22 protein-coding genes and 1 pseudogene are annotated in these 24,226 nt (G+C 63.9%); 9 read left to right on the forward strand and 14 right to left on the reverse strand.

Annotated elements, in window-relative coordinates:
- Positions 1-8: 8 nt before the first annotated feature.
- Positions 9-950 (reverse strand): acetamidase/formamidase family protein, encoded by a 942-nt coding sequence (locus tag V1288_RS25895; protein WP_334359733.1) that lies wholly within the window; start codon positions 948-950, stop codon positions 9-11.
- A gap of 154 nt (positions 951-1,104) precedes the next feature.
- On the opposite strand from V1288_RS25895, the gene V1288_RS25900 reads away from it, so the two are divergent.
- The 3 genes from V1288_RS25900 (at position 1,105) to V1288_RS25910 (ending at position 4,060) form a co-directional block, all read left to right on the forward strand.
- A complete protein-coding gene (locus tag V1288_RS25900; protein WP_334359734.1) occupies positions 1,105-1,908 on the forward strand; it encodes a YdcF family protein in 804 nt (267 codons plus the stop codon).
- A 77-nt stretch (positions 1,909-1,985) separates the two neighbouring features.
- Positions 1,986-2,768, forward strand: coding sequence for a DUF169 domain-containing protein (locus V1288_RS25905; RefSeq protein ID WP_334359735.1), 783 nt, complete (start codon positions 1,986-1,988; stop codon positions 2,766-2,768).
- A 116-nt stretch (positions 2,769-2,884) separates the two neighbouring features.
- Positions 2,885-4,060, forward strand: coding sequence for a saccharopine dehydrogenase family protein (locus tag V1288_RS25910; protein ID WP_334359736.1), 1,176 nt, complete (start codon positions 2,885-2,887; stop codon positions 4,058-4,060).
- A gap of 111 nt (positions 4,061-4,171) precedes the next feature.
- Here V1288_RS25910 and V1288_RS25915 read toward each other — a convergent pair whose 3' ends face one another.
- Entirely contained in the window at positions 4,172-5,365 is a 1,194-nt protein-coding gene (locus V1288_RS25915; RefSeq protein ID WP_334359737.1) for an FAD-dependent oxidoreductase, read from the reverse strand.
- Positions 5,366-5,489: 124 nt separating this feature from the next.
- Here V1288_RS25915 and V1288_RS25920 point away from each other — a divergent pair, with 124 nt between their 5' ends.
- Positions 5,490-6,011, forward strand: coding sequence for a MarR family winged helix-turn-helix transcriptional regulator (locus V1288_RS25920; protein WP_334361404.1), 522 nt, complete (start codon positions 5,490-5,492; stop codon positions 6,009-6,011).
- Here V1288_RS25920 and V1288_RS25925 read toward each other — a convergent pair.
- From V1288_RS25925 to V1288_RS25940, 4 genes and pseudogenes are all read right to left on the reverse strand, one after another.
- Positions 5,986-7,254, reverse strand: coding sequence for an O-antigen ligase family protein (locus V1288_RS25925; protein ID WP_334359738.1), 1,269 nt, complete (start codon positions 7,252-7,254; stop codon positions 5,986-5,988). The genes V1288_RS25920 and V1288_RS25925 overlap by 26 nt on opposite strands.
- Before the next feature lie 134 nt (positions 7,255-7,388).
- Positions 7,389-8,939, reverse strand: coding sequence for an undecaprenyl-phosphate glucose phosphotransferase (locus V1288_RS25930; RefSeq protein ID WP_334359739.1), 1,551 nt, complete (start codon positions 8,937-8,939; stop codon positions 7,389-7,391).
- A 115-nt stretch (positions 8,940-9,054) separates the two neighbouring features.
- Complete coding sequence (locus tag V1288_RS25935; RefSeq protein ID WP_334359740.1) at positions 9,055-10,188, reverse strand: glycosyltransferase family 4 protein; 1,134 nt, start codon at positions 10,186-10,188, stop codon at positions 9,055-9,057.
- Positions 10,189-10,190: 2 nt separating this feature from the next.
- A pseudogene (locus V1288_RS25940) lies at positions 10,191-10,348 on the reverse strand (polysaccharide biosynthesis/export family protein); the annotation flags it as partial.
- Between the two features lie 189 nt (positions 10,349-10,537).
- Here V1288_RS25940 and V1288_RS25945 point away from each other — a divergent pair.
- Together V1288_RS25945 and V1288_RS34140 are read left to right on the forward strand one after the other, a co-directional pair.
- On the forward strand, positions 10,538-12,682 hold the full coding sequence (locus V1288_RS25945) for a GumC family protein (RefSeq protein ID WP_442894186.1): 2,145 nt from the start codon (positions 10,538-10,540) through the stop codon (positions 12,680-12,682).
- 7 nt (positions 12,683-12,689) lie between these two features.
- Positions 12,690-12,821 carry a hypothetical protein gene (locus V1288_RS34140; protein ID WP_442894187.1) on the forward strand — a complete coding sequence of 44 codons (132 nt, stop codon included), beginning with the start codon at positions 12,690-12,692 and terminating at the stop codon, positions 12,819-12,821.
- A gap of 142 nt (positions 12,822-12,963) precedes the next feature.
- On the opposite strand, the gene V1288_RS25950 is transcribed toward V1288_RS34140, so the two are convergent.
- The gene (locus V1288_RS25950) at positions 12,964-14,154 is read right to left on the reverse strand and encodes a GNAT family N-acetyltransferase (protein WP_334359741.1); all 1,191 of its coding nucleotides are present in this window, start codon (positions 14,152-14,154) and stop codon (positions 12,964-12,966) included.
- A gap of 131 nt (positions 14,155-14,285) precedes the next feature.
- Between V1288_RS25950 and V1288_RS25955 the strand changes: the two genes are divergently transcribed.
- Positions 14,286-15,338 (forward strand): polysaccharide deacetylase family protein, encoded by a 1,053-nt coding sequence (locus V1288_RS25955; protein WP_334359742.1) that lies wholly within the window; start codon positions 14,286-14,288, stop codon positions 15,336-15,338.
- Between the two features lies 1 nt (position 15,339).
- Here V1288_RS25955 and V1288_RS25960 read toward each other — a convergent pair whose 3' ends face one another.
- Positions 15,340-15,552, reverse strand: a complete 213-nt coding sequence (locus V1288_RS25960) for a DUF2842 domain-containing protein (RefSeq protein WP_212423118.1) — start codon at positions 15,550-15,552, stop codon at positions 15,340-15,342.
- Between the two features lie 118 nt (positions 15,553-15,670).
- On the opposite strand from V1288_RS25960, the gene V1288_RS25965 reads away from it, so the two are divergent.
- Together V1288_RS25965 and V1288_RS25970 are read left to right on the forward strand one after the other, a co-directional pair.
- Positions 15,671-16,762, forward strand: a complete 1,092-nt coding sequence (locus V1288_RS25965) for a COX15/CtaA family protein (RefSeq protein ID WP_334359743.1) — start codon at positions 15,671-15,673, stop codon at positions 16,760-16,762.
- Positions 16,763-16,913: 151 nt separating this feature from the next.
- On the forward strand, positions 16,914-17,726 hold the full coding sequence (locus tag V1288_RS25970) for an FTR1 family iron permease (protein ID WP_334359744.1): 813 nt from the start codon (positions 16,914-16,916) through the stop codon (positions 17,724-17,726).
- Between the two features lie 9 nt (positions 17,727-17,735).
- On the opposite strand, the gene nadC is transcribed toward V1288_RS25970, so the two are convergent.
- The 6 genes from nadC to V1288_RS26000 form a co-directional block, all read right to left on the reverse strand.
- On the reverse strand, positions 17,736-18,605 hold the full coding sequence (nadC, locus tag V1288_RS25975) for a carboxylating nicotinate-nucleotide diphosphorylase (RefSeq protein ID WP_334359745.1): 870 nt from the start codon (positions 18,603-18,605) through the stop codon (positions 17,736-17,738).
- The gene (locus V1288_RS25980; RefSeq protein ID WP_334359746.1) at positions 18,602-20,155 is read right to left on the reverse strand and encodes an L-aspartate oxidase; all 1,554 of its coding nucleotides are present in this window, start codon (positions 20,153-20,155) and stop codon (positions 18,602-18,604) included. Before V1288_RS25980 ends, nadC begins: the two co-directional genes overlap by 4 nt.
- On the reverse strand, positions 20,152-21,138 hold the full coding sequence (nadA, locus tag V1288_RS25985; protein WP_334359747.1) for a quinolinate synthase NadA: 987 nt from the start codon (positions 21,136-21,138) through the stop codon (positions 20,152-20,154). The genes V1288_RS25980 and nadA overlap by 4 nt, the downstream gene beginning before the upstream one ends.
- 54 nt (positions 21,139-21,192) lie before the next feature.
- Positions 21,193-22,149 (reverse strand): NUDIX hydrolase, encoded by a 957-nt coding sequence (locus tag V1288_RS25990; RefSeq protein ID WP_334359748.1) that lies wholly within the window; start codon positions 22,147-22,149, stop codon positions 21,193-21,195.
- A gap of 36 nt (positions 22,150-22,185) precedes the next feature.
- Entirely contained in the window at positions 22,186-22,653 is a 468-nt protein-coding gene (locus V1288_RS25995) for a hypothetical protein (protein WP_334359749.1), read from the reverse strand.
- A 251-nt stretch (positions 22,654-22,904) separates the two neighbouring features.
- Positions 22,905-24,185, reverse strand: coding sequence for an O-acetylhomoserine aminocarboxypropyltransferase (locus V1288_RS26000; protein ID WP_334359750.1), 1,281 nt, complete (start codon positions 24,183-24,185; stop codon positions 22,905-22,907).
- Positions 24,186-24,226 lie beyond the last annotated feature (41 nt).

The following is a 24,226-nucleotide window of genomic DNA, read 5'->3' on the forward strand; positions in this document are numbered from 1 at the left end:
GGGCGGCGTCAGCCGTGCACAATCGTCTTTGCAATCATACAGTGAATGCCCTTGGAGCCGTTGACGGTTTGCGTCACGCGCAGATCTGCGGCGAGGCTGCAGAGCGTGTAGGCGTCCTCGCGCGACAGATTGCGCTTCTCGCCGAGCAACACGATCATGTCGCGCAATGCGCGCACCACGCATTGATCGAGGTCGGGGTCCATCGCCATCGTCATGTAGTGATCGGGCGTTTCCGCGCGGGGATAAGCGAGCTGCAGATCCTTGCGCAGCGTCAGGCGAAAGCGGCCCTGTAGCGCGGTCTCGATCGCGGTGACGCAGACCTCGCCATCGCCCTGCACGCCGTGGCCGTCGCCGCAGGAGAACAGCGCGCCCGGCACGAATACCGGCAGATACAGCTTGGCGCCGGCGCCCAATTCCTTGTTGTCGAGGTTGCCGCCCATCGCCCGCGGGATCAACGAGGTGATGCGGCCCCAAGCGGGTGGCGGCGCCACGCCCATCACGCCGAAGAATGGCTTGAGTGGCAGGTCGAGGCCCCATGGCATCCGGCCCACCATGCGTTCGCGATCGAGCGGAATGTTCAGAATTCTGGTTTCGTGGAAATCGTCGGGCAGGGTGCCCGATAGCGGCTTGATCAGATTATAGCCCCAGTCCTGCCGGAGCTGGACGTCGAGAATGTCGACCTCCAGCACGTCGCCGGGCTCCGCGCCTGCAACCGCAACCGGGCCGGTGAGAATGTGGCCCGGCACCATGCGCTCGTTCCGCGCGTGAATGTCGGCAAGCTCGGGAGGGACGTGAAACTTGGCTCGGTCAGGCACGACATCCGGCCCGCCGCTCACGGTGTCGATGGTGACTTCATCGCCGCTGGCGATGGTCATGACGGGCTTCAATTTGGCTTCAAAGAAACCCCAGTGGCAGGTTTCGGGGCTGGAATGCAGGTGATGATGGGGCATGGGGAGGCTTTCTTGCCGGGGGGTATTGCTCAACTTGTCATTGCCGGACTCGATCCGGCAATCCATCTTTTTCGAATAGGTCCTTTTATCGAAGAAGGATGGATACGCCGGTCAAGCCCGCGTATGACGAGTTTGCTTATCCGTGAGGCTTCCCTTGTTTTTTGTCCTGTCCAAAACGATCGGCTACCTGCTGTTGCCGACGAATTTCCTGATCGCCGTCGGGTTCGTCGGCGCCATTCTGATGGTGACGCGCTTTGCATCACTCGGCCGCAAGCTCGTGATAGCGACCGTGCTGCTTCTGGTGATCTGCGGGCTGTCGCCGCTCGGAAAAGCTTTGCTCTATCCCCTGGAGCAGCGATTTCCGTCATGGGACGCCGCGCGCGGCGCGCCTGATGGCATCATCGTGCTGGGGGCATCGATCGAAGCCGATCTCTCCGTGGCGCACGAAACGCCGGTGGTTCGAGGCGCGCCGGACCGGATCATTGCTGCCGCCGCGCTGGCGAGGCGATATCCGAACGCGCGCGTGGTGTTTTCCGGCGGCAGCGCCAACCTGATCTCGAACGATGCCAGGGAAGCCGATTTCGCCGGCGCTATCTTTGAAAGCCTCGGCGTCGACAAATCGCGGCTGATCATGGAACGGGCATCGCGCAACACCCTGGAGAACGCCGAATTCTCCAAGGCGCTGGTCAAGCCGAAGGAGGGCGAACGATGGGTGCTGGTGACCTCGGCCTTTCATATGCCGCGATCGGTCGGCTTGTTCCGCAAAGCAGGATTTGCGGTAGAGCCTTATCCCGTCGATTGGCGGGTCGGCGGACGCGATGATCTGATGGCGCTTTCAAACGTTGCGGTTGAGGGGCTCGGACGGACCGATCTTGCGGTGCGCGAATGGATCGGCCTGATCGCATATCGGCTCAGCGGCAAGATCGACGAGTTGGTGCCGGGGCCGGCGCCGAAGTAAGCGGTCGCACCCCCCATCCAGTCGCGCTACAATCGGGCAGGGCGCTGTTCAGCGCGCCGATCACGGGAGTTGACGCCATGCAACAACAAACGCCGGAAGCGCTCGATTTGGCCGGCATGGTGGCCGATCTGAACAATCTGCTTCGCCTGAAGACGACCGTGATCGGCATCAAGATGTTCGCCCGCGTCGAGGAGATGGCCGCGATCCCGAAAATCCGCCGTCCCTCGGCCGTGCATACCACCGACCAGATCGTCAGCATGGCCTCGCGGCTCGGCTGGACCGTCGGCATCACCGGCGACGATCTCGTCGGCGCGCAATGCCGCGCCGTGATCGGACTGGCGCCGCAGGACGAAAAATTTCTCGCCGGCGAAAATTATGTCGGTGTTTGGCACGGCACGGCCGAGGACGCGCGCAAGCGCCAGGAGGCGCTCGACGTCGTGCCTTTTGGACAGTACCAGGCTATGGCGGTGAGCCCGCTCACCAGCGGTCGACTCAACCCGCCGGATATTTGTCTGGTCTACGCCACGCCCGGCCAGATGATTATTCTCATCAATGGCCTGCAATATACCGGCTACAAGAAGTTCGAATGGGGCGTGGTCGGCGAGACCGCGTGTGCCGATTCCTGGGGCAGGGCGCTCAAGACCGGTGAGCCGTCGCTCTCGCTACCGTGTTTTGCCGAGCGGCGCTATGGCGGCGTGCCCGACGAGGAAATGCTGATGGCGCTGAAGCCCGAGCATCTCGCCAAGGCCATTGTCGGCATGAAGCAATTGGCCAAGAACGGGCTACGCTATCCGATCGCGCCCTATGGCATCCAGGCCGACGTACGCGCCGGTATGGGCGTTTCGTACGCGAAGAAATAACCACCGTCATTGCGAGCGAAGCGAAGCAATCCACATACACCGCAAAGAGATTTTGGATTGCTTCGCTTCGCTCGCAATGACAAGAAGGCCCAAGCGTCAATTCCAGGAACCAAAATATGTCTTCGTCGAAGTTCGACATCGTCGTCTATGGCGCTACCGGCTTCACCGGTCAGCTCGTCGCCGAATATCTCGCGACGCATTACAAGGGTCATGCCAATCTGAAATGGGCGATGGCCGGCCGCAGCAAGGACAAGCTTGCTTCAGTCCGTGACGCGATCGGCGCGCCGCCCGATACACCGCTGATCGTGGCCGATTCAAGTGACGTTGCGTCGCTGAAGGCGATGGTGGAGCAGACGAAGTCGGTGATTGCGGGTGTTGGCCCATATCAGTTGTATGGAAGCGATCTAGTCGCCATCTGCGCTGCGACCGGCACCGATTATCTCGACTATTGCGGCGAGCCGATCTGGATGCGGCAAATGATCGACGCGCACGAGGCGCAGGCAAAAGCGAGCGGCGCGCGAATCATGTTCTCATGCGGATTCGACTCACTGCCGTTTGAACTTGGCGCGTTCTTCGTCCAGACGGAGGCCAAGCGCGCGTTAGGTGTGCCCGCCTCTCGCGTCAAGGGTCGGGTCCGCGATATGCGCGGCACGCTCTCCGGCGGTACTGCCGCAAGCGCAAAGGCGACGTTCGATGCTGTCGCCAAGGATCTCAGCCTCATCTCCATCCTGAACGATCCCTTTGCGCTCACACCGGGATTTAGCGGCGCGCGACAGCCACGCGGTAACAAGCCGGTTTACGAAGAAGATCTCCAATCCTGGGCCGCGCCTTTCATGATGGCCCTGATCAACACGCGGAACGTTCATCGCTCTAACATGCTTATGGGATTCCCATACGGCCGCGAATTCATCTACGACGAGATGGTATTGACCGGTCCCGGCGAGCAGGGAGAAGCGAACGCGAAGCTTGTGATGGCGGCGAACAACGAAAAGACCGGCCCCAATGCCCCCAAGCCAGGCGAGGGGCCGTCGAGGGTGGAGCGTGAAAACGGCCTTTACGATTTGCTTTATGTCGCGATTGCGCCTGATGGACGCCAGGTGCGCGCGTCCGTGAAAGGCGACTGCGATCCCTACGGCTCGACGGCGAAGATGATTGCGGAATGCGCGATCTGCCTGCTGCGCGATACGCCTGATGTTGCTGCCGGGATCTGGACACCTGGCGCAGCGATGCAGCACAAGCTGATCAAGCGATTGGTTGATCGCGCGGGGCTGACGTTCACGGTGGAGAAGTAGCCGGCCGAATCGTGGGCAAAGCGCGGCGTGCCCACCATTTGGCAGCTCGTAGATAGATGGTTGGCACGGCGCTCGCGCGCCTTTGCCCGCCCTACGGATCTTCGCTAATCGTTACGCCGCCCGCGGATCATACGCGTACATCCAGTCCATTCCCTTGGCCGACAGTGGCAGCAACAACTTCAGCATGCGGTCGCGGATCCAGGCGCCGGTGGCGCTGAATTCGCGTTTGCTGTTGCCGTTGCGGCGGGCCAGCGCGACGATCTTCTCGACACGGGGACGGCGCTCGGCCTCGAAATTCTGGAAGATCTGAGCAAGCTCCTGGCGGTTTTGCATCAGCCGGCCGAGACGCATGGCGTCTTCGAGTGCCAGCGAGGCGCCTTGGCCGGCATGCGGGCTGGTGGCGTGCGCGGCATCGCCGATCAGAAGCGTGCGCTGTCGCGACCAGGTCGGCAGCGTCGCGACATCGAGCGTCGCCGTCACCACGATATTCTCGGCCGCCTCCAGTATCCGCGGGATCGGGTCGTGCCAGCCGGCATGGAAATCCAGAAGATGCCGCCTGATCGCATCCTGGCTCATGGCGCGGAAAGTCGCGGCGTCCGCACCATGCGACGGCTGCGTGCTCCACCACATTACGCCATCGTTCTCGTCGGAGCTGCAGAAGCCGTAGCCGAAGAAACCGCTTTGACCGAACGTCGTCGCCACCCGCCGGCCGATCGGCGCATCCGCGATCACCGATCGCGCTACGAAACCGCCGAAGCCGATCAGGCCGGTATCGAGCGGCTTAGGGCCATCCGGAATCACATGGCTACGCACCGCGGAATGCACGCCATCGGCACCGATGACGAAATCGCCCTCGGCAAAGGAGCCGTCGGCAAATTGCGCGACGATGGGCTTGTCGGCGCGGTCCTCGATGGCGACCAGCCGTTTCTCGAACCGCAGCTCGACGCTCTCGCACCAGGCCCTGTCGATAAGCGCCTCGTTCAGGGTCGCGCGGCACATGTTCACCGCGGGCTGGCCGAAACGCTGCCGCATATTCTGGTTCACGGAGCCGAGGCATGCGCCGGATTGCGAATGGAAATCGAAGGATTCTGCGATCGATCCGCGCCGGATCATCTCGTCGGCCAGGCCGAGCTCGGCGAGCACGTGCATGCCGTTAGGGGCGATCTGCAGGCCGCCGCCGATTCCGGCCGAGTAGGGCCAGGCCTCGAACAGTTCGGCGTCGATGCCTGCCTTCTTCAGGAAGATTGCCGTCACGGGACCAGCGATGCCGCCGCCGATGACCAGCGCTTTCGGTCGTCCGCTCATGTCTTGCTCCATGCGTCCGCGAGGTGGTACGAATGTATAGTTGCTAATTATCTTAGCAACTAAGATGTATACCGACTAAGGTTTGGAGCTGACTTTGTCAAGAGCGAAGGTGCGGGCTGCGCTGATGCAGGAACTCGAATACGCGCTGAGGCGCGGGTCGGCGCAGGGTACGATCTTTGGGCAGACGGTGGCCAATACCGTCGGGATTTCCGGCTCCGACCTCGAATGTCTCGACTTCCTCAATCTGGAAGGCCGCGTGACCGCAGGGCGGCTGGCGGAGGTCACGGGGCTGACCACGGGGGCCATCACCGGCGTCGTCGATCGCCTGGAGAAGGCGGGCCTGGTCCGCCGCGAGCGCGATCCCGACGATCGCCGCAAGGTGTTCATCGCAACCGTCCCGGAGAACGTCGTCAGGGTCGGGCGCTTCTACGAAAACATGCAGCGGGGCATGGTCAAACTCTGGGAGAGCTATTCGGACACCGAACTGCGGCTGCTGGTGGGATTTGCGACGAAGGGCTACGAGACGTTGCTGGCGGCGACCGAGGAACTCAAGTCGATGGTCGAAGCGCCCGAGAAAACGCAAACGGGAAAGCCGGTGAAGAAGGCCAAGCCGGGCGGACCTAGGAAGCCTTCGCGGGCGACATAATCGCGGAGTTGCTGTTCGCCTTCCAGCGTTCGGCGGCGACAAACATGCCCCACATCGTGCCCAGCATCATCCAGAAGTGCCGCCAATGGTCGGTGTCGATGATAAAACTCTCGCCGACCGTGCCGAGAAAAGCTGCGAAGATCGCCAGATAGGTCGGCTGCCAGGGCACGCGGACGAAGACATAGCGGAAGCTCGTCAGCACCGTGACGAAGACCAGCGCGGGATAACAGACGCCGGAGAGCCAGCCGCCCGACATGAACGCGTTCAGGTAGGAGTTGTGGGTGTCTTCGGGAAAGAAGCGGTTGAACTGCAGCGGCCCGATGCCGAACGGTAGCCCGAGCGCCATTTCGGCGCCGAGGATATGGCGGCCGAAGCGGCCGAAACGGCCCTCATCATAGCTCTGGTCGAAACTGGCGCGCTGCTTGAAGAGCTGCGAGATCGAATCGAACGATAGCAGTACGGCGACCAGCGCGGCAGCAAGCACCATCACGACCAGCGCCATGACGATGATGCGCGACCGCTGCGACTGCGAGCGGCTGGTCAGCACCATCAGCGCCAGCATGACGGCGGAGGTGATGACGAGCATGCCCCACGCGGCCCGTGAGAATGCCAGCAGGATCGCCAGCGACATGATGCCGAATGCAATCGCGCTGCGGAGCGATTTGCCGAACTTGTCCGACACGACGCTTTGCAGCGCGAGCAGCGCCGGCAGGATCAGGAACGCACCGTATACGTTCGGGTCCTTGAAGGTGCCGCGCGCGCGGTCGTATAGCGTCAGCAGGTCGCGCCCGCCTGGAACGAGATTGAAGTAACCCGCGATGCCGGCGAGCGCCGCAATCAGGGCGCCGACGACGAGGCCACGCCGGAGCATGTCGAGCCGCGCGGTGGTGTCCTCGGAAATGACCATTGCGAAGAAGATGACCGTGACCGCCATGTACCAGGAGGTCGCGATCCAGTTCGGCACATTGGGCCGGTCCATCACGGCGACCGCACTGATGCTGTAGCCGATATTGATCAGGAACAGCAGCAATAGCAGCGGCACAAACACCAGCCGCATTCGCAAGCCCGTTGCGAAGAAGATCAGCGAGGCGGCAATCGTGGCCAATTCGTAAGGGCTGGGTTCGATGAAGACGATGGCGCCGGACGCGCCGACCAGCCACACCATCGCACGCTGCAAGGCAAGCACGCCGGGCGCGGCCGTCATCGATGGGAGCGATCCCCCGGCTGTCGCCGCATACGCCATCACACACTCACGCAACGCAACAAACTATGACACTACCATCCGCGTCATTGCGAGCAAGCGAAGCAATCCATGCAACCGCGCAGAGATAGAATGGATTGCTTCGTCGCTCCTCGCAATGACGGCTGACGTCCAACTCAATACGCGTTCTCGCTCTTGGTCATCAGCGCCAGCGGCGTCTTGAGCAGAATGTAGAGGTCGAACAGCACCGACCAGTTCTCGATGTAATAGAGATCGAACTCGACGCGCTTCTGGATCTTCTCGTCGGTGTCGACCTCGCCGCGCCAGCCGTTGATCTGGGCCCAGCCGGTGATCCCCGGCTTGACGCGATGGCGCGCGAAATAGCCGTCGACGGCCTCATCGAACAGCCGGCTCTGCAGCTTGCCCTGCACGGCATGCGGGCGGGGGCCGACCAGCGAAAGGTTGCTTTTGAGCACGACGTTGAAGAGCTGTGGCAGTTCGTCGAGGCTGGTCTTGCGGATGAAGCGCCCGACGCGGGTGACGCGGGGATCATTTTTGGTCACGACCTTGGAGGCGGTCGGATCGGCCTGATGGTGGTACATCGAGCGAAACTTGTAGACGTCGATGCGCTCGTTGTTGAAGCCGAATCTTTTCTGGCGGAACAGCACGGGCCCGGGACTGTCGAGCTTGACCGCAAGCGCGACCAATCCCATCACCGGCAGCGCCAGCACCAGGATCACGAAGCCGACGACGTGGTCGAACAGCCACTTCATCACCAGGTCCCAGTCGGTGATCGGTGCTTCGAACACGTCGAGGGTGGGCACCTCGCCGAGATAGGAATAGGATCGGGGGCGGAAGCGCAGCTTGTTGGTATGCGCCGAGAGCCGGATATCGACCGGCAGCACCCATAATTTCTTCAGCATCTCGAGAATGCGGGTCTCGGCCGAGATCGGCAGCGCGAACAGCACGAGGTCGATGCGGGTGCGGCGCGCGAATTCGACGATGTCGTCGACTTTGCCGAGCTTGGGGCTGCCGGCGCAGGTATCCATCGCGCGGTCGTCGTTGCGGTCGTCGAACACGCCGAGCACCTGGATATCGGAATCATCCTGGGTCTTGAGCGCCTGGACGAGCTGCTCGCCGTTCTGGTCGGCGCCGACGATGATGGTGCGGCGATCGAGCCGGCCCTGACGGGCCCAGCCGCGTACCAGCGAGCGCAGGAACACCCGCCCGGTCACCAGCGCCGCAATGCCGCTGAGGAAAAACGCCGTAAGCCAGAGCCGCGAAATTTCGCTGCCGAGCTTGACGATGAAGGATGCGCCGATGAACAGCAGGAACGCGAACGCCCAGGATGAAATCATCCGGGTCATCTGGCGAAGATGGCCGCGGAAGATCTGCACCTGGTAGATATCGGCGGCCTGGAAGCAGATCACGGCCGTTGCGGCCACGCCGAAGATCGCCGCGAGAAATTCCCAGGAAAAGCCGCTGAGCGGGACGACATAGCTGAAATAGAGCGCGACGCCGATCGCGCTCAGCATCGCAAAATCGATGACGCGAACCACGCCCGCGATCACGATCGGCGAATAGGCGCGGCCGACCTTCTGGTTGCTGACGGCAATAGCGGCTGGTGTAAGCCTGCGGCGCCGTTCGACCTGCGGCCGATCGGCTGTGGCGGTCATCGCGGCCGTTGCCGCGGAGTCGAACATCGAGCGTGCATTAATCGGTTCCACTGGTCCACGTCCGTTCTGGAGCATGCACATAAGACCGTGCCTGCCGGTGCGGAATTCCCCACACCCACGGCTTACGGGACAAATCGGAAGAAACGGTTACGTTGGTAAAGAACGGTTAACGATTGGCAAACGCGTCGCGGTAGCCGGCAAAGACGCCCTCGACCATCGCCTTCTGCGAAAAATGCTGGAAGATTCGTTCGCGCAGCGATTTGGCTCGCTCGCGCGCCGCGGCCGGATCCTTCAGCGCGGTTTCGATGGCATCGGCCATCGCGGCGGCCTTGCCGGGAGCGAACAAGGCATCGCCATGCGGGCCGAAAATCTCGGGGATGCCGCCGATATTGGCGGCGACCATCGGAATGCCGGCGGCGGCCGCCTCGATCACGACATAGGGCATTGAATCCCCGCGCGAGGGAACCACCAGCAGCGAGCCCTTCGAGAAGCCGAAGCGCGCCTTGACGTGGCCGATGAACCGCACGGCCTCGCCGAGACCGAGTTGTTGCACCTGGGCCTTGAGGCTTGCGCTTTCCTCGCCGTCGCCGGCGAGCGTGAGTGTCACCGGACGGCCGGCGGCGCGCAGCCGTGCCACCGCGTCGATCAGGAGGTCGGCGCCCTTGATGTGCCGGAACTCGCCGACATAGATCAGGTCGGTGGCGTCTTCGGCCTTCACGACCGCATCGAATTCACCGGCGGTGACGCCGTTGAACACGCATCGCACCAGTCCCTTCGGCGTGCCGATGGTGCGCTGATAGGTGTCGCGGGCAAACGCGCTTTCGAACAGGAACAGGTCGGTATCGTTCATCAGCGCGCGTTCGACACGGGCATAGATGTTGCCCTTCAGCGTCGACAGCGGATAGTGCAGCGAGCCGCCATGCGGGGTGTAGACCCGGATCCTGTCGCGGGACGCGGTCCGCAAACGCATGTAGGCGCCGGCTTTGGCGCCGTGACCGTGCAGCACATCCGGCTTCAGTTGGCGGATCATCCGCCGGAAACGGGCCCACACCAAAAAATCGCTCGGCAGCGGCTCACGGCGAATGGCCGTGCGGTGAACGCCGAGCTTGAGGCGCGGGGCGATTTCCGCCAGCGCCTGCTCGGCGCGTTCGCCGCCGGTGAGGCTGTCGGCGATGATGCCGACGTGATGGCCGCGGTCGGCCTGGCCGTTGGCGAGATCGAGGATATGGCGGAAAATGCCGCCGACAGGCGCGCGCGTGGCGTGCAGGATACGAAGCGGCTGACCGTCAACAAGAGGCATGATCAGAACCAGCGCTCGTCGACGAGCACGGTGTCGCCGGGGCCCGACGTGTCGGTGTGGGTCCGCGTGACCCGGCCGCGCCGCGCGCGTCGTGAGAGCCGCCTGCAATGGCTCCGGCACTTTCAGCTGTCATGTTGGGTACATAGCGATATTGGCCCGGGCGCGCATCACGGGATTCCTGGAAACGTGTCGGCCGATTAAGGGGTGTTCATGGTTAACAAAAAATGACCGGACGCGTTCGGGGCGCCGTTTCGCGGTGCACACGGGCAAATTAACCCGGCGGCAACCCTAATGAAGTGTAATCGGCAGGGTTCGGGTGGACCAGCAGTTGCGTCCGCGGGAGTGTGCGATGCGTTTGGCGTTCTGGCGTGCAGGCAAGGACAAGCCGGTGGTGCAGCGGACGATGGCGAGGCCTGCGCCTTCGGCCCCGAAGCCCGTCGCAGCATCCGAATCCGGCGATCTCGATCTGCATGCGCTCGGCGGGGCGCTGATGCGCAAGCGTGGCTGGATCATCGTCCCGACGGTGCTGGCGCTGGTGGCATCGCTGGCCGCGGTCAATATGATCACCCCTCGGTTCAAGTCGGAAGCGCGCATCCTGGTGGATGGCCGCGAGAACGTGTTCCTGCGTCCGACCGGCGAGCGCAACGAGGAGCGCAGTGCGCTCGATGCGGAAGCCGTGACCAGTCAGGTGCAATTGGTGCAGTCGCGTGACCTGGCCCGTGAGATCATCAAGAAGAACAAGCTCGCCGAGCGTCCCGAATTCGATCCGGTGCTGCAGGGACTTTCGCCGCTGAAGTCATTGCTGGCCCTGATCGGCATCGGCCGCGACCCGTTCTCGCTGACGCCGGAAGAGCGCGTGCTGGATGCCTATTACGAGCGCTTCACGGCCTACGCGGTCGACAAATCCCGAGTTATCGTCATTGAATTTCAGTCGCGCGATCCCGAACTTGCCGCGCGGGTCGCCAACTCGATCGCAGAAGGTTATCTGGTGCTGCAGCAGGATGCGCGGCAGCAGCAGGCAAAGTCGGCAGGCCAGTGGCTGTCGGGTGAAATCGAGAACCTGCGCGGGAAGGTCGCTGAATCCGAATCGCGCGTCGAGGACTTCCGCTCCAAGTCGAGCCTGTTTATCGGCACCAACAACACCACGCTTTCCAACCAGCAGATGGGTGAGCTCAACACGCAGTTGAACAACGCCCGCGCGCTGAAGTCGGATGCCGAATCAAAGGCGCGGCTCATCAAGGAAATGCTTCAGAGCGGCAAGCCGATCGAGGCTTCCGAGGTGCTCAATTCCGAACTGGTGCGCCGGCTGTCCGAGCAGCGCGTGACGCTGCGCGCGCAACTCGCCGAGCAATCCTCGACGCTGCTCGGCGGCCATCCTCGCATCAAGGAATTGAAGGCGCAACTCGCCGATCTCGATCGTCAGTTGCGCGAGGAGGCTGGCAAGGTGTCGCGCTCGCTGGACAATGATGCGCGCATCGCCGGCGGCCGGGTCGATGGTCTGATGAACAGTCTCGACCAATTGAAGAGGCAGGCGTCATCGAGCAACGGTCAGGATGTGCAGCTTCGCGCGCTCGAGCGCGAGGCCAAGGCCCAGCGTGATCTGCTGGAGTCCTACCTCGCCAAATACCGCGAGGCCAGCGCCCGCGAGAGCATCGAGGCGGCGCCGGCCGATGGCCGCATCATCTCGCGCGCCACCGTTTCGAACACCCCGGCCTATCCGAAGAAGCTACCGATCGTGCTGATCGCGACGCTGGCGACCTTGCTGCTCACTTCGGGCGCGATTGCGACCGGCGAGCTGCTGCGCATGACTGCTCCGCGGGCCCCTAGTGCGGTTTCGCCGGAAGTTACGTGGGAAATTGCACCCGAAATCGCGCCCCAAATCATCTTGGCTGCTCCACCGGAACCGGTGCGCGCGCCGGCGATCGCGCCCGAGCTTCCGGTAGCGGACCTCGTCGAGGCGGACCACGCTTCCGAGCCGGCGTTGAATGAACCGCACGCGGACAGCCCGCGCATGGATACCGTGGCGGAAATCGGTGAAGTCGAGCAAATGGCGGATGTCCTGGTTGGCGCGGGCGCCGCGGCGCGCAAGGTGACCGTGCTCGGTACGGCGTCGAGCGAGAGCATCACGCTGACCGCGTTGACATTGGCGCGGCTGATGTCGCAGCAGGCGAAAGTCGTGGTCGTCGATCTCGTGGCATCCTCGCCGGCGATTGCCGCGGCGTCGACCGATCCGGTCGCGCCCGGGCTTGCCGAACTCATGCAGGGCGAAGCATCGTTCGCGCAGATCATCAGCAGGAGACCGGCTGTCGCGCGTTCATCTCGTCAGCGCCGGACGCCCGGGCTTCGACCGCGCGCAGCTCCAATCGCCGCGGTTGATACTTGCAATCGACGCGCTGCTGCGAGTCTACGACCACGTATTGCTGGATGCCGGGTCGGCCTCCGATCTGCCGGCCGAATTGCTCACCTCACAGGCGCGGGCGGTCGTGGTGCCTGAGCCGTCGATGGCATCGGACGCGCGCAGCTTGATGTGCGAGCAGCTCAAGGCGGTGGGTTTTTCCGAGGTGACGATGCTGAGCAAGCCGTGCGAGCCGTCGGACGCAGTCGAACCCGGCCCGCGCGTGGTGGCGGCGTGAGGAATATGTAGGGTGAAGCCAACGGGTCGCGCGAACGCGCGCCCGATGACAGGCTCCGCGTGCCCACCACTGCTTGCGTCGCTCTTGATGGTGGGCACGGCGCATGCGCGCCTTTGTCCACCCTGCAATGGCGGCATTTTGTTTAGCTGAACGCGCTGCGCAGCTTTTGCGCCATTTCGAACAGCGCCGGATTGTGCTTCACCAGGCGCTTGGTGCGGTTGAGGCCCGACATGACGCTGGCGGCAAGCATGCCGCGCTGGCTGAGCGGAATGAAGCTGTCGAAGATCGGCTCGTCGTCCTTGCAGAACAGCCGCTTGTAATCGTCCGAACCGATCCCGAGGTCGAGGGCGCGATAGCCCTGTCCGGCGTAGTGATCGATGATGTCGCGCATCAGGATCAGGCCGGGGCTGTATTTCGAGTTCGCCGACATCGTGTAGGTATTGAACATCATCGAGAACCGGTGACCGTCGGCGACGCCGGCGAAGATCGCGATCACTTCCTCGTCGCATTCCAGCGCGTGGATATCAATGGCGTGCTTGCCGCCGGCGAGCGGCGCGGTGCAGGCGCTGCGGACAAAATCCTCGATGCCGGGATCGGCGAACACATTCGGCAGCTTCTGTTCGGCCATCCGCTGCGGCTTGACGCGGAAGAACCAGTCGAGCAGCCGCGTGATGTCGGCCTCCGACGACGCAATGTGACTGCGATAGCCGGGCAGGGACTGCAGCTTGCGTTCCTTGCCCTTGAGGCGGCGCCGGAACGAGTTGCTGACCAGCGCCGCGGGCGCGGCACCAGGCTCCATCACCAGCAACGGGCAATCATTGGCCGAGGGCTGATGCGGCAGCAAGGCGAGCGGATTGGGCAGGTCGCGCCAGCGAACCGGTTGCTGATGCAGCGCGAGGACGTCGGCTTCGGATCGCTGCGATATCGCCGACATCAGGCCGTCGAGATCGGCTTGCGTTGCGCTTGCGGCGAAATCGCGATCGAACAGCGCCATGTTGAAGGTGGAATGCTTGCCGCCCATGAAACTGGCGCAACGCGCGCCGTAGACGTGCCTGAGCGCGAGCGGCAGCAGCACCAGCGGGCGGCGTTCCGCATCGTAGGCGATCACGATGAAAGGAGCGAAGCCTTCGCGCTCGCCGACCTGTCGCTGCCAGGAACTGAGGAAGTCGAACCGCTGATACGGTGTGAAGAAGGTTGGCGCGCCTTCCAGGCTGCGCCAGATGCCTTCCGCGGCAGTGAGGTCGTGAACGATGTCGATGCCGGCGATGCGGCTCGCCTTCGACCACGTTCCTGCATCCGCCGTCCGGTCTTCAATCGCGGCAGCCATGGTCATTGCAGAGCCCGTGCTATATGAAATTGTTTACAATTTTCGGCTTTGGCCGACCTTCGCAGGGAAATGTCAACAAAGGGTAATACAATCGGTGCGCGGCGGGGGCAGTGCGACCGTATGTTGGGGTGGGACGTTTGGCGTCGGATATCGGAATTTTGCGGCGGGCCAGGATGGAGCTCGGCTATTTCAGCGGCTATTTCAGGCTGAAGCAGCGACAGACCGGCGGTGCCGGCGTCATTTTGCGGTTCGAGCGTGTGCGTCCGCGCGATTCCCGGCGATTTCAGCCCAACCGGTGGCGCGAAATCACGCCGCAATTTCTCGACCGGACGCTTCGCGCGCTGAAGCGCTGGAACTTCGATCTGGTCACGATGGACGAAGTGTGCCGGCGGGCGGTCACGCTGCCGAGGGCCAACCGATTTGCCTGCCTGACCTTCGACGGCGGTTGCAAGGATGTCATCACGCAGGCCTATCCCGTGCTGTCGAAGCACAGTGTGCCCTTCACCGTGTACCTGCCGACCGCGTTTCCGGACGGGCTCGGCGAAGCCTGGTGGCTCGCGCTGGAAGACATGATCGCGCGCGAGGACCGCATCAGCCTGGTGATCGACCGCAAGGAGCGCCGTTTCGCAACGGGCAGCACGCCGGAGAAGTATGACACGTTCGAGTTTCTGGCGAGCTGGATGCGTACATTGCCGCCGCCGGATCTCTCGTTCGCGATCCACGACCTCTGCACGCGCTACTCCGTCGATCTCGCGGGGCTGTCGCGGACTGCGTCGATGGATTGGGCCGATCTAACGAAGCTTGCCGCGGATCCGCTGGTGACGATCGGCGGCGCCACGGTGAATTATCTCGCGCTGTCCACCCTGAAAGCGGCCGACGCGCAACGCGAAATGACGATGGGCAAGGCGGTCGCGGAGACTGCCTTGCGCCGTGCCGTCAGCCATTTCGCCTATCCGTTCGGCGATCGGCAATCCTGGCGCCGGGAGCACGTCGTGATGGCGCAGGAGGCAGGTTTCGCCAGCGCGGTATCGACGATCCCGGGCGTCGTTGAGGCGAAGGGATATACCAATCTGCATGCCCTGCCGCGGATCGCCTGGGACGGACGGCAGCGCTCGCTGCGCATGATGCGCGTGATGCTGTCGGGGATGATGTTTCCTGCAGTCAGGCCGACCCGGGACAATTGGGTCTAATCTAGGCGGCGCGATCGGGCCGCGACATCCAGCTCACGATCGGCATCGCCGGCAGCACCCATCCAAGCCCCGCCACGACATAGAAGATCGCCTGCAGCAGGCCGGAATTGGCCAGCCACGGCGTCTGGGCGATCGTCATTCCGAGTAGCGACCACACCACGACCAGCACTAGAAGTGCGATGGTTCCAAAGAATTTGCGGGTGCGTATCGTCATGGCGGATATGTCAGGCTCGTGGCGGGTTGCGCGCGGGAAGGGGCGGACTATAAGGGGCGCGCCAATTCAATCAAGCGCGCCTTCCGGGCGAGCCAAGGCGTGTTTCAAGATGGGTTTTATGACCGCTAGTTCCGCACTGCAGGCCCCGCATCTCGGCACCGTCAGATGGTGGCTGATCGCGGTCGCCGCGTTGATCGCGGTCATGGTGTTGGTCGGCGGCGCCACGCGGCTGACGGAATCCGGATTGTCGATCGTGGAGTGGAAGCCGGTTACCGGCACACTGCCGCCGCTCAACGAGGCGCAGTGGGCGCAGGCGTTCGAGGGCTACAAGGCCATCCCGCAATACCGCGAACTCAACGCCGGCATGAGTCTTGCGGAGTTCAAGACCATCTTCTGGTGGGAATGGAGCCACCGCCTGCTCGGGCGCGCGATCGGCGCGGTCTATCTTTTGCCGTTCCTGTACTTCCTGTGGCGCGGTGCGTTGGCCGCTGAGCTGAAACGCCGGCTGTGGCTGATCTTCGCCCTCGGCGCGCTGCAGGGCGCGGTCGGCTGGTGGATGGTCGCGTCGGGCCTGTCACAACGGACCGAGGTCTCCCAGTATCGGCTGGCGACGCATCTGATGCTGGCCCTGATCATTTTTGCGTCGATTGTCTGGACGCTGCGGCGGATGACCACGCGTCCGCAGCCCGTTGTTCCGGTGCGGCTGAAGGTCTCCGGGGTGGCCTTGCTCGCCCTGACGTTCGTCCAGCTTTATTTCGGCGCGCTGGTCGCGGGCCTGCGGGCGGGCAAGTTGTACAATACCTGGCCCGAGATCGACGGTGCCTTGATTCCGTCGGCGGCGCGGCTGTGGTTCGAGGAGCCGTGGTGGCGCAATTTGTTCGACAACACGCTCACCGTGCAGTTCGAGCACCGCATGACCGCCTATGCGCTGCTCGCACTGGCGCTCCTGCATGCGATCGACACGGTGCGGTCGCGCGCCGGGGCGGCCGTGATCGCCGGCGCGTGGTGGCTGGTAGCGGCGATTATTCTGCAGGCAGCGCTCGGCATCCTCACGCTGCTGCATCAGGTGCCGATCGATCTCGCACTGGCGCATCAGGCCACCGCCATCGTCGTGCTGACACTGGCCGTCTTGCAGACCGAGCGGCTGGTTGGACGGCGCGTCGCGCACGACCGGCCCAAACTGGTTCTGCCGCTCGGCCAACCCGGCTGAAAATTGAGTAATTCTAATCTGCCGGAATTCCGGGAAGTGCCCGATTTGCACGGGTTTCCTGTTGCACGACGCCCTTGACGCGTTTGTGTGGAGCCGCACCGCTTTACTTGAATGGCCTGCGCGATAAAACGAGCCAAAACAGGTTCCCTCCATGTCCTCAGCATTCATCCAGGCCGCCGTCATTCTGCTCCGCGAGGGGCTCGAAGCCATGCTGGTGATCGCAGCGCTGGCAGGCTATCTGACCAAGGCAGGCGCAGCTCATCGCATTCAGGCGCTATATGGCGGCGCGCTCGCAGCCGTCGCCGCCAGCATCATTGCGGCCTGGCTGTTTGCGGTGCTCAATTCCGGCGAGCACAGCGATATCCTCGAAGGCATCATCATCCTCGTCGCCGCCGCCCTGATGCTCTATGTCAGCGGCTGGCTGATGGTGAAGCAGGATCCGCGCGGCTGGCAGGATTATCTCGCGCACAAGGCCGATTCCGCGCTGTCGCAGGACACGGTGTGGGCGGTCGGTGCGCTGGCCTTCCTCGCAGTGTTCCGGGAGGGCGCCGAAACCGTTCTGTTCATCAATGCGCTGGCCACCACCGAAGGCGGCTGGAGCGCCGGCCTGTTCGCCGGCCTTGCCGCCGCGACGGCGGGCCTTGCCGTGTTGTTCTATTTCATCAACCTGATTGCGCGAAAACTTCCGCTGCGGCCGCTGTTCATCATCACCTCGGCGTTCCTGTTCGTGATGGCGATCAAATTCATCGGCGAGGCCGTGCAGGAATTCCAGGAACAGGCGATCATCACGGTTACCGAAGTGAAGGGCTCGGCGTTTCTAAGCGCGATTGGTCTCAATCCGTCGATGGAAGCGCTGTCGATCCAGGGTCTGGTGGTCCTGTTTGCACTGGCGACCTATTCGGTGGTCCAGCGCAACAACCGCCTGATGCGCCAGGACAGGGCCGCCATGCGCGCGGCCGAGTGATCGCGGCCGCTACGCTGCCTGCCGATTGAGCCCCAGATAGTCCAGACCGATATCGAGCGCGGCGGAGCTGTGCGTCAGCCAGCCGGCCGAAATCAGGTCGACGCCGGTGGCGGCGATCGCCTTGGCGGTCTCGGCGGTGATGCGGCCGGAAGCTTCCGTGATTGCCCGGCCGCCGGTCATGGTGACTGCCTGCCGCAGTTGCTCGAGCGTCATGTTGTCGAGCAGCACGGCATCCACGCCGATCGCAAGGGCCTGTTCGAGCTGCGAGAGGGTGTCGACCTCGACCTCGATCTTGACGAGGTGGCCGGCATGCGCCCTTGCGCGCTCGATCGCGGTTCTGACATCGCCGGCCAGCGCAATGTGATTGTCCTTGATCAGGATGGCGTCGTCGAGGCCGAAGCGGTGATTGCTGCCGCCACCGGCGCGGACCGCGTATTTTTCCAGCGTGCGCAACCCGGGCGTGGTCTTGCGGGTGCAGACGATGCGCGCCTTGGTGCCTTGCGCGGCTGACACCAGCGAGGCCGTCGCGGTGGCGACGCCGCTGAGATGGCAGAGAAAATTCAGCGCCGTCCGTTCACCGGTCAACAGCCCGCGCGCCGGCCCCTCGATCGCGGCGATCACATCTCCCGGCACAACGGCGCTTCCGTCAGGCCGCTCGGCAGTGAGCCGGATGGCAGGATCCATGAGCTGAAACGCACAGCGCGCGATGTCGAGCCCGGCCACGACGCCGGGCTGGCGCGCGCGCAACACCAGCGAGGCCTGCCGGTCGGCTGGGACGATCGCATCCGCCGTGATGTCGCCCGCGCGGCCTAGGTCTTCGAGCAGGGCGGTTCGAACCAGCGGCTCGTACATGATGGGCAGAAGTGGGGCTAGTGTCACGGCTGGGCACTCCCAACAGACAGAGATCCGGTTTCAACAATGTCGCTGGCGGTGTCGAGCGTTTCCGCAAGCGAGATGGAAGACGGCACGGCCGAGGGCATGGCGTCGGCGAAGTCGCTGCGGTAATGCCCGCCGCGGCTTTCCTCCCGCCGCCAGGCGGCGACCGCGATCATCAATCCAACCAGCGCGGGATTGGAGGCCGCGGTGCTACCGCTGGCGATCGGATAGAGGCCGCGGATCGCGCGTTCGATACCGTGCCGGTCGCGGAGCACGCCGAGGCCCTGGGACAGGATCGGCCGCACGGCCGAAGGATCGGACGTGGGCGGAAGCGTGTTGGCCGCACGCGCCGTCAACGGAGCTCGGCTCGCACTCTGGACGCTCTCGGCTACCCATTGCGCACAGACGATCGCTTCCATCAGCGAATTGCTGGCGAGGCGGTTGGCGCCGTGCAGCCCGGTACGGCTGACCTCGCCGCAGGCCCACAGGCCGTTCACGGTACTGCGTCCCTCGATATCCACCGATATCCCGCCCATGTGGTAGTGCACCGCCGGCCGCACCGGAATCGGATCGGTCGCGGGATCGATCCCGGCCATCTTGCAGAAGGCGGAAATGACGGGATAGCGTTTTGCAAATTCCGCTCCCGGATGTTTCCGCGCATCGAGGAAGACGCGATGGCCTTCGGCGCGGCGGCGCCAGACCGCGCGCGCGACGATATCGCGGGGCGCGAGTTCGGCCCCTGGCTGGTCCGCCATGAAGCGCTGCCCGGCGTCGTCGATCAGAATCGCGCCGTCGCCGCGCACGGCCTCGGTGACCAGCGGCATCGGGCGTGACGGCCCGTCGAAGGCGGTCGGGTGAAACTGGATGAATTCGAGATCGGAGAGCAGCGCGCCCGCGCGTGCCGCCAGCGCCAGCCCCTGGCCGAAGCAGCCGGCCGGGTTGGTGCTGTCCAAAAACAGCCCGCCAATGCCGCCCGTCGCGAGCACCACGCGGCCGGTGTCGATTACGAGCGGACCCTGCGCGTTCATCGCGAGCACGCCCTTGACGGCGTTATCCTCGACAATCAGGCTCCGCGCCTCGACGCCCTCGAGCAACGTGACCGATGGGCAGCGGCGCACCGCTGCGATCAGCGCGCGCATGATCTCGCGCCCGGTGCCGTCGCCGGTGGCGTGCACAATCCGGTTGCGGCTATGCGCGGCTTCGAGGCCAAGCCGCCAGCCGCCATCGGGTCGACGGTCGAAGGCGACACCAAGTCTTGCGAGATGTTCGACGGCCGCAGGCGCCGCATGAACGATCCGGTGCGCGACGGGCTCGTCGCACAGGCCGGCACCGGCGGCCAGCGTATCGGCCAGATGCAGGGCAGGGTCATCATCCCCGCCCATCGCCGCGGCAAGGCCGCCTTGTGCCCACAGGCTCGACGCCTCCGCACCGAGCGGCGCCTTCGACAGCAGCAACACCGGCTCCGGCGCCATCTGCAGCGCCGTCATCAACCCGGCGGCGCCGCCGCCGATGATGACGGGACGGTTGTTGAGCGCTGAAATCTGCGTGCTCATATCGCCAGCATCCTTTCGACGGCGCGCCGGGCGGGTGCCGCGATCGCCGGATCGATCGCCACCTCGTGCCGGCCGGTTTCCAGCGCACGGCGGATGTTCTTCAGCGTGATCCGCTTCATGTGCGGGCACAGATTGCAGGGCCGGATGAACTCCACGTCGGGATGGAGCACGGCGACGTTGTCGCTCATCGAGCATTCCGTCAGCAGCACGACCCGGGGCGGGCGTTTTTGACCAACGAAGTCCGACATCGCCGCCGTGGAGCCGGAGAAATCGGCTTCCGCGACCACTTCGGGCGGACACTCCGGATGCGCCAGGATGGTCACGTCAGGATGATTTTCGCGCAGTTGCCGGACGTCGGAGGCCGTAAACAGCTCATGCACCTCGCAATGGCCCTTCCATGCGATGATCTTCACGTTTGTCTGCGCGGCAATGTTCTGCGCGAGATATTCATCCGGCAGCATGATCACGCGTTCGGCGCCGAGCGATTCCACGACCTTGAGCGCGTTGCCGGAAGTGCAGCAGATGTCGGATTCCGCCTTGACCGCTACCGACGTGTTGACGTAGGTGACGACGGGAACACCAGGATAGCGCTGGCGCATCAGCCGCACGTCCGGCGCGGTGATGGAATCCGCGAGCGAGCAGCCTGCCGCGAGGTCAGGGATCAGCACCGTCTTTTCCGGGTTCAGCAGCTTGGCCGTCTCGGCCATGAAGTGCACGCCGGCCAGCACGATGATATCGGCATCGACCTTGGTGGCTTCGCGCGCCAGCAGCAGGCTGTCGCCCACGATGTCGGCAACGCCGTGGAAGATTTCAGGTGTCTGATAGTTATGCGCGAGGACGACGGCGTTGCGCCTTCGTTTTAGTTCGAGGATGGCGTCGACGTCCTCGGCGAACGTGGCCCATTCCGGCGGTGGGATGACCCGCCTGACCCGGTCGTAAAGCTCTGCGGAACGCGCGCGTGCGGTGGAGCTGAGGTTCGCCATTTATACTCTCCTTGAGTATATCTTGGCTTATACTTATCCTGAGCATAATCGATGTCAAGTGCGCGAAAGCGGAAGCTTGGTTCCGGCAATCGCCCGTTCGGCCAGCACGCCGTGGCGGAACCTGAACAATTTGGCGGGACGGCCGACGGTGTCGGCGGCGATTGCGCCAGTTTCCTCAACGAGTTGCTGCTGCTCGATCAGGCGGCGAAAATTCTGCTTGTGCACCAGCCGGCCTGCAAGCGCTTCAACGCTGCGTTGCAGTTGCAGCAGGGTGAATTCCGCCGGCATCAGTTCGAACACCACGGGGCGGTATTTGATCTTGGCGCGCAGCCGCGCGATCCCAGTGGCGAGAATGCGGCGGTGATCTCCGGTCATTGGTTTGCCCGGAATGACGCTCGTCGCCGGTGCCCCGTCACGCACGGCTTCCGGGATCAGGCCGGCCTCATAGAGCAGCTCGTAGCGCTGCAGCACCAGCTCCTCGTTCCATTCGCGATCGTCGAGGCCAAACGTGATGGTGGCGCGCTGCCAGCGTTCGCGCTGCAGGCCGGTGGTATCTGCAGATTTCGACCACGCCCGCAGCCGCGACGCCAATGTCTTCGAAAGCGAAGCAGGGAGACCAGACCGTTGATCCTCCCAGGGGAAATATTCGTACCAGCCGGACCAATGTGCCTCAAAACCCGCGCCGACCTTGTCTTCGCGGGTCAGGCCCAGATAGCTGATCGAGATCGAATGCGGCGACTTGGCATGTCCGGCCCGCCCGCGATCGGCGAAAGTGTAGAGCTGCTCGACATAGCCGAGGGGATGGCCGGTCTGCGCCTCGACCCATGCCCGCAATCCCGTCTGCAGCGAACGGTGCGAAAATTCGAACGGGCCGCTCGGCAGCGCGCCGTCGTTGGCGATGGTCATGATCTTGGGTTCGCCGTCGGTGACGGCGACGAGGACGGCGACCAGGTCCGCCGTGATCGCATTGGCAGCGCCCGTTCTGCTTTCTTTTCGCGGTGCCCCTGCCACGTCGGTCGTCCGTCTCCGTTATCGGCTAGTGCGCGTTTAGCAATATCCGTACACGCCGCAAGCATATGGCAGACGATTCCAAAAGGGGCCATAGGACGGGCCGCCGTAATAGGGGCCGTCATAGCTGTAGGAGTGGCTGGTTCCGTAATAGCCGGGCAGCGTCGATGATCCCGGCAGCAACGGCGTGCCGTAGACGCGCGGCGCGTAGGGCACGACGTCCACCGGCGTGAACAGCACGTCGGGATCCTCTTCCTCGACCACCAGCGTGCGGCCGCGGCGCACATAGCGCGGCGCTGCAGCAGGCGCAACCGTGGTCCGGTAGTTGTAATGGGTGCGGGGCAGGCCGGGCGGCAATTTGCTCGCCGCGCGAACCGCGGCGCGCTTGGCGGCGGCGGGGCCGCCTTTGGCAGCGGCGGGGCCGTTCGTGGTGGTGGCAGGGCCTTCGGCGGCAGCAGTTCCGATCGCGAAAATCGCGACGAGAAATGGCGTCATCCAGCGCAGCATCGTTTGCTCCGAATCATCGAGGGCGGCTCAGCACCACTTTATGCCGGAATGAGCGTTAACGAGAGGCTTGTGATTTCGGAGATCAGGTCGTCGGGGGAGCAAGCCGCGGTTGCGAACTCCGTCGTCATGGCCGGGCTTGTCCCGGCCATCCACGTCTTGGCACCGGGCTCGAAGGGCGTGGATGCCGGGGTCAAGCCCGGGCATGACGGAGTTCTGTTCGCCAACGCTCGCAATGACAGCCGAAGGCCGTTTTACGCGCTGAGCGCCTGCTCCAGATCCGCGATCAGATCTTCCTTGTCCTCGATACCGATCGATAGGCGCACCACATCGGGCCCCGCGCCAGATCTCACCTTCGCTTCGTCGTCGAGCTGGCTGTGGGTGGTCGATGCCGGGTGAATCACCAGCGAACGGGTGTCGCCGACATTGGCCAGATGCGAGAACAGTTTCAGGTTCGACACCAGGTTGACACCGGCGTCGTAGCCGCCCCGCAGGCTGAAGGTGAATACCGCGCCGGCGCCCTTCGGCGCGTATTTGCGCGCGAGCTTGTTGTACTTGTCGCTGGCAAGGCCGGCATAGTTCACCGATGCCACAGCGGAGTGGCCCGCAAGAAATTCCGCGACCGCCTTGGCGTTTTCGCAATGCTTCTGCATGCGCAGCGGCAGCGTCTCGATGCCGGTCAGGATCATGAAGGCGTTGAACGGCGACAGCGCCGGGCCGAGGTCGCGCAGGCCAAGCACCCGGCAGGCGATCGCGAAGGCGAAATTGCCAAAGGTCTCCTGGATCCGGATGCCGTGATACTCCGGCCGCGGCTCGTTGAGCATCGGATATTTGTTGTCCTTCGACCAGTCGAAGGTGCCGGCGTCCACGATGATGCCGCCGAGCGAATTGCCGTGGCCACCGAGAAATTTCGTCAGCGAGTGCACGACGATGTCGGCGCCGTGATCGATCGGGCGGATCAAATATGGCGTCGCCAGCGTGTTGTCGACGATCAGCGGCACGCCGGCCTTGCGGGCCACTTCCGCGATCGCCTCGATGTCGGTGATGCTGCCGGCGGGATTGGCGATCGATTCGATGAAAATCGCCTTGGTGCGCGGCGTCACCGCGCGCTCGAAACTGCCGATATCGTCGGGGTCGGCCCACGCCACGTTCCAGCCAAAACTCTTGAATGCATGCGTGAACTGGTTGATCGAGCCGCCGTAGAGTTTTCGCGCGGCGATGAACTCGTCGCCCGGCATCAGCAATTGTTGCAGCACGACGACCTGCGCCGCGTGCCCCGAGGCAACCGCCAGCGCCGCGGTGCCGCCTTCCAGCGCCGCTATGCGCTCTTCCAGCACGGCGGTGGTCGGATTGCCGATGCGGGTATAGATGTTGCCGAACGCCTGCAGCCCGAACAGCGACGCAGCATGGTCGGCATCGTTGAACACGAAGGACGTGGTTTGATAGATTGGCGTCACCCGTGCGCCGGTGGTGGGGTCGGGCTGCGCGCCCGCATGCACGGCAAGTGTCGAAAATCCCGGGAGACGGTCGGTCATTCTTTGTCCTGTTCTTTGGCTTGCGCGAAATGCGCCGGCGA

It is taken from the genome of Bradyrhizobium sp. AZCC 2176 (assembly GCF_036924645.1).
Classification (GTDB): Bacteria; Pseudomonadota; Alphaproteobacteria; order Rhizobiales; family Xanthobacteraceae; genus Bradyrhizobium.

Bases quoted from the DNA above. Each gene is read 5' to 3' on its own strand.
- V1288_RS25915 (WP_334359737.1), bottom strand. From the start codon at position 5,365: ATGAGCGGACGACCGAAAGCGCTGGTCATCGGCGGCGGCATCGCTGGT.
- V1288_RS25960 (WP_212423118.1), bottom strand. From the start codon at position 15,552: ATGACGATACGCACCCGCAAATTCTTTGGAACCATCGCACTTCTAGTG.
- V1288_RS25980 (WP_334359746.1), bottom strand. From the start codon at position 20,155: ATGAGCACGCAGATTTCAGCGCTCAACAACCGTCCCGTCATCATCGGC.
- V1288_RS25925 (WP_334359738.1), bottom strand. From the start codon at position 7,254: ATGGCGTATGCGGCGACAGCCGGGGGATCGCTCCCATCGATGACGGCC.
- V1288_RS25905 (WP_334359735.1), top strand. From the start codon at position 1,986: ATGCAACAACAAACGCCGGAAGCGCTCGATTTGGCCGGCATGGTGGCC.
- V1288_RS34140 (WP_442894187.1), top strand. From the start codon at position 12,690: ATGGCATCGGACGCGCGCAGCTTGATGTGCGAGCAGCTCAAGGCGGTG.
- V1288_RS26000 (WP_334359750.1), bottom strand. From the start codon at position 24,185: ATGACCGACCGTCTCCCGGGATTTTCGACACTTGCCGTGCATGCGGGC.
- V1288_RS25920 (WP_334361404.1), top strand. From the start codon at position 5,490: ATGCAGGAACTCGAATACGCGCTGAGGCGCGGGTCGGCGCAGGGTACG.
- V1288_RS25945 (WP_442894186.1), top strand. From the start codon at position 10,538: ATGCGTTTGGCGTTCTGGCGTGCAGGCAAGGACAAGCCGGTGGTGCAG.
- V1288_RS25970 (WP_334359744.1), top strand. From the start codon at position 16,914: ATGTCCTCAGCATTCATCCAGGCCGCCGTCATTCTGCTCCGCGAGGGG.
- V1288_RS25965 (WP_334359743.1), top strand. From the start codon at position 15,671: ATGACCGCTAGTTCCGCACTGCAGGCCCCGCATCTCGGCACCGTCAGA.
- V1288_RS25950 (WP_334359741.1), bottom strand. From the start codon at position 14,154: ATGACCATGGCTGCCGCGATTGAAGACCGGACGGCGGATGCAGGAACG.
- nadA (WP_334359747.1), bottom strand. From the start codon at position 21,138: ATGGCGAACCTCAGCTCCACCGCACGCGCGCGTTCCGCAGAGCTTTAC.
- V1288_RS25995 (WP_334359749.1), bottom strand. From the start codon at position 22,653: ATGCTGCGCTGGATGACGCCATTTCTCGTCGCGATTTTCGCGATCGGA.
- V1288_RS25910 (WP_334359736.1), top strand. From the start codon at position 2,885: ATGTCTTCGTCGAAGTTCGACATCGTCGTCTATGGCGCTACCGGCTTC.
- V1288_RS25895 (WP_334359733.1), bottom strand. From the start codon at position 950: ATGCCCCATCATCACCTGCATTCCAGCCCCGAAACCTGCCACTGGGGT.
- V1288_RS25935 (WP_334359740.1), bottom strand. From the start codon at position 10,188: ATGCCTCTTGTTGACGGTCAGCCGCTTCGTATCCTGCACGCCACGCGC.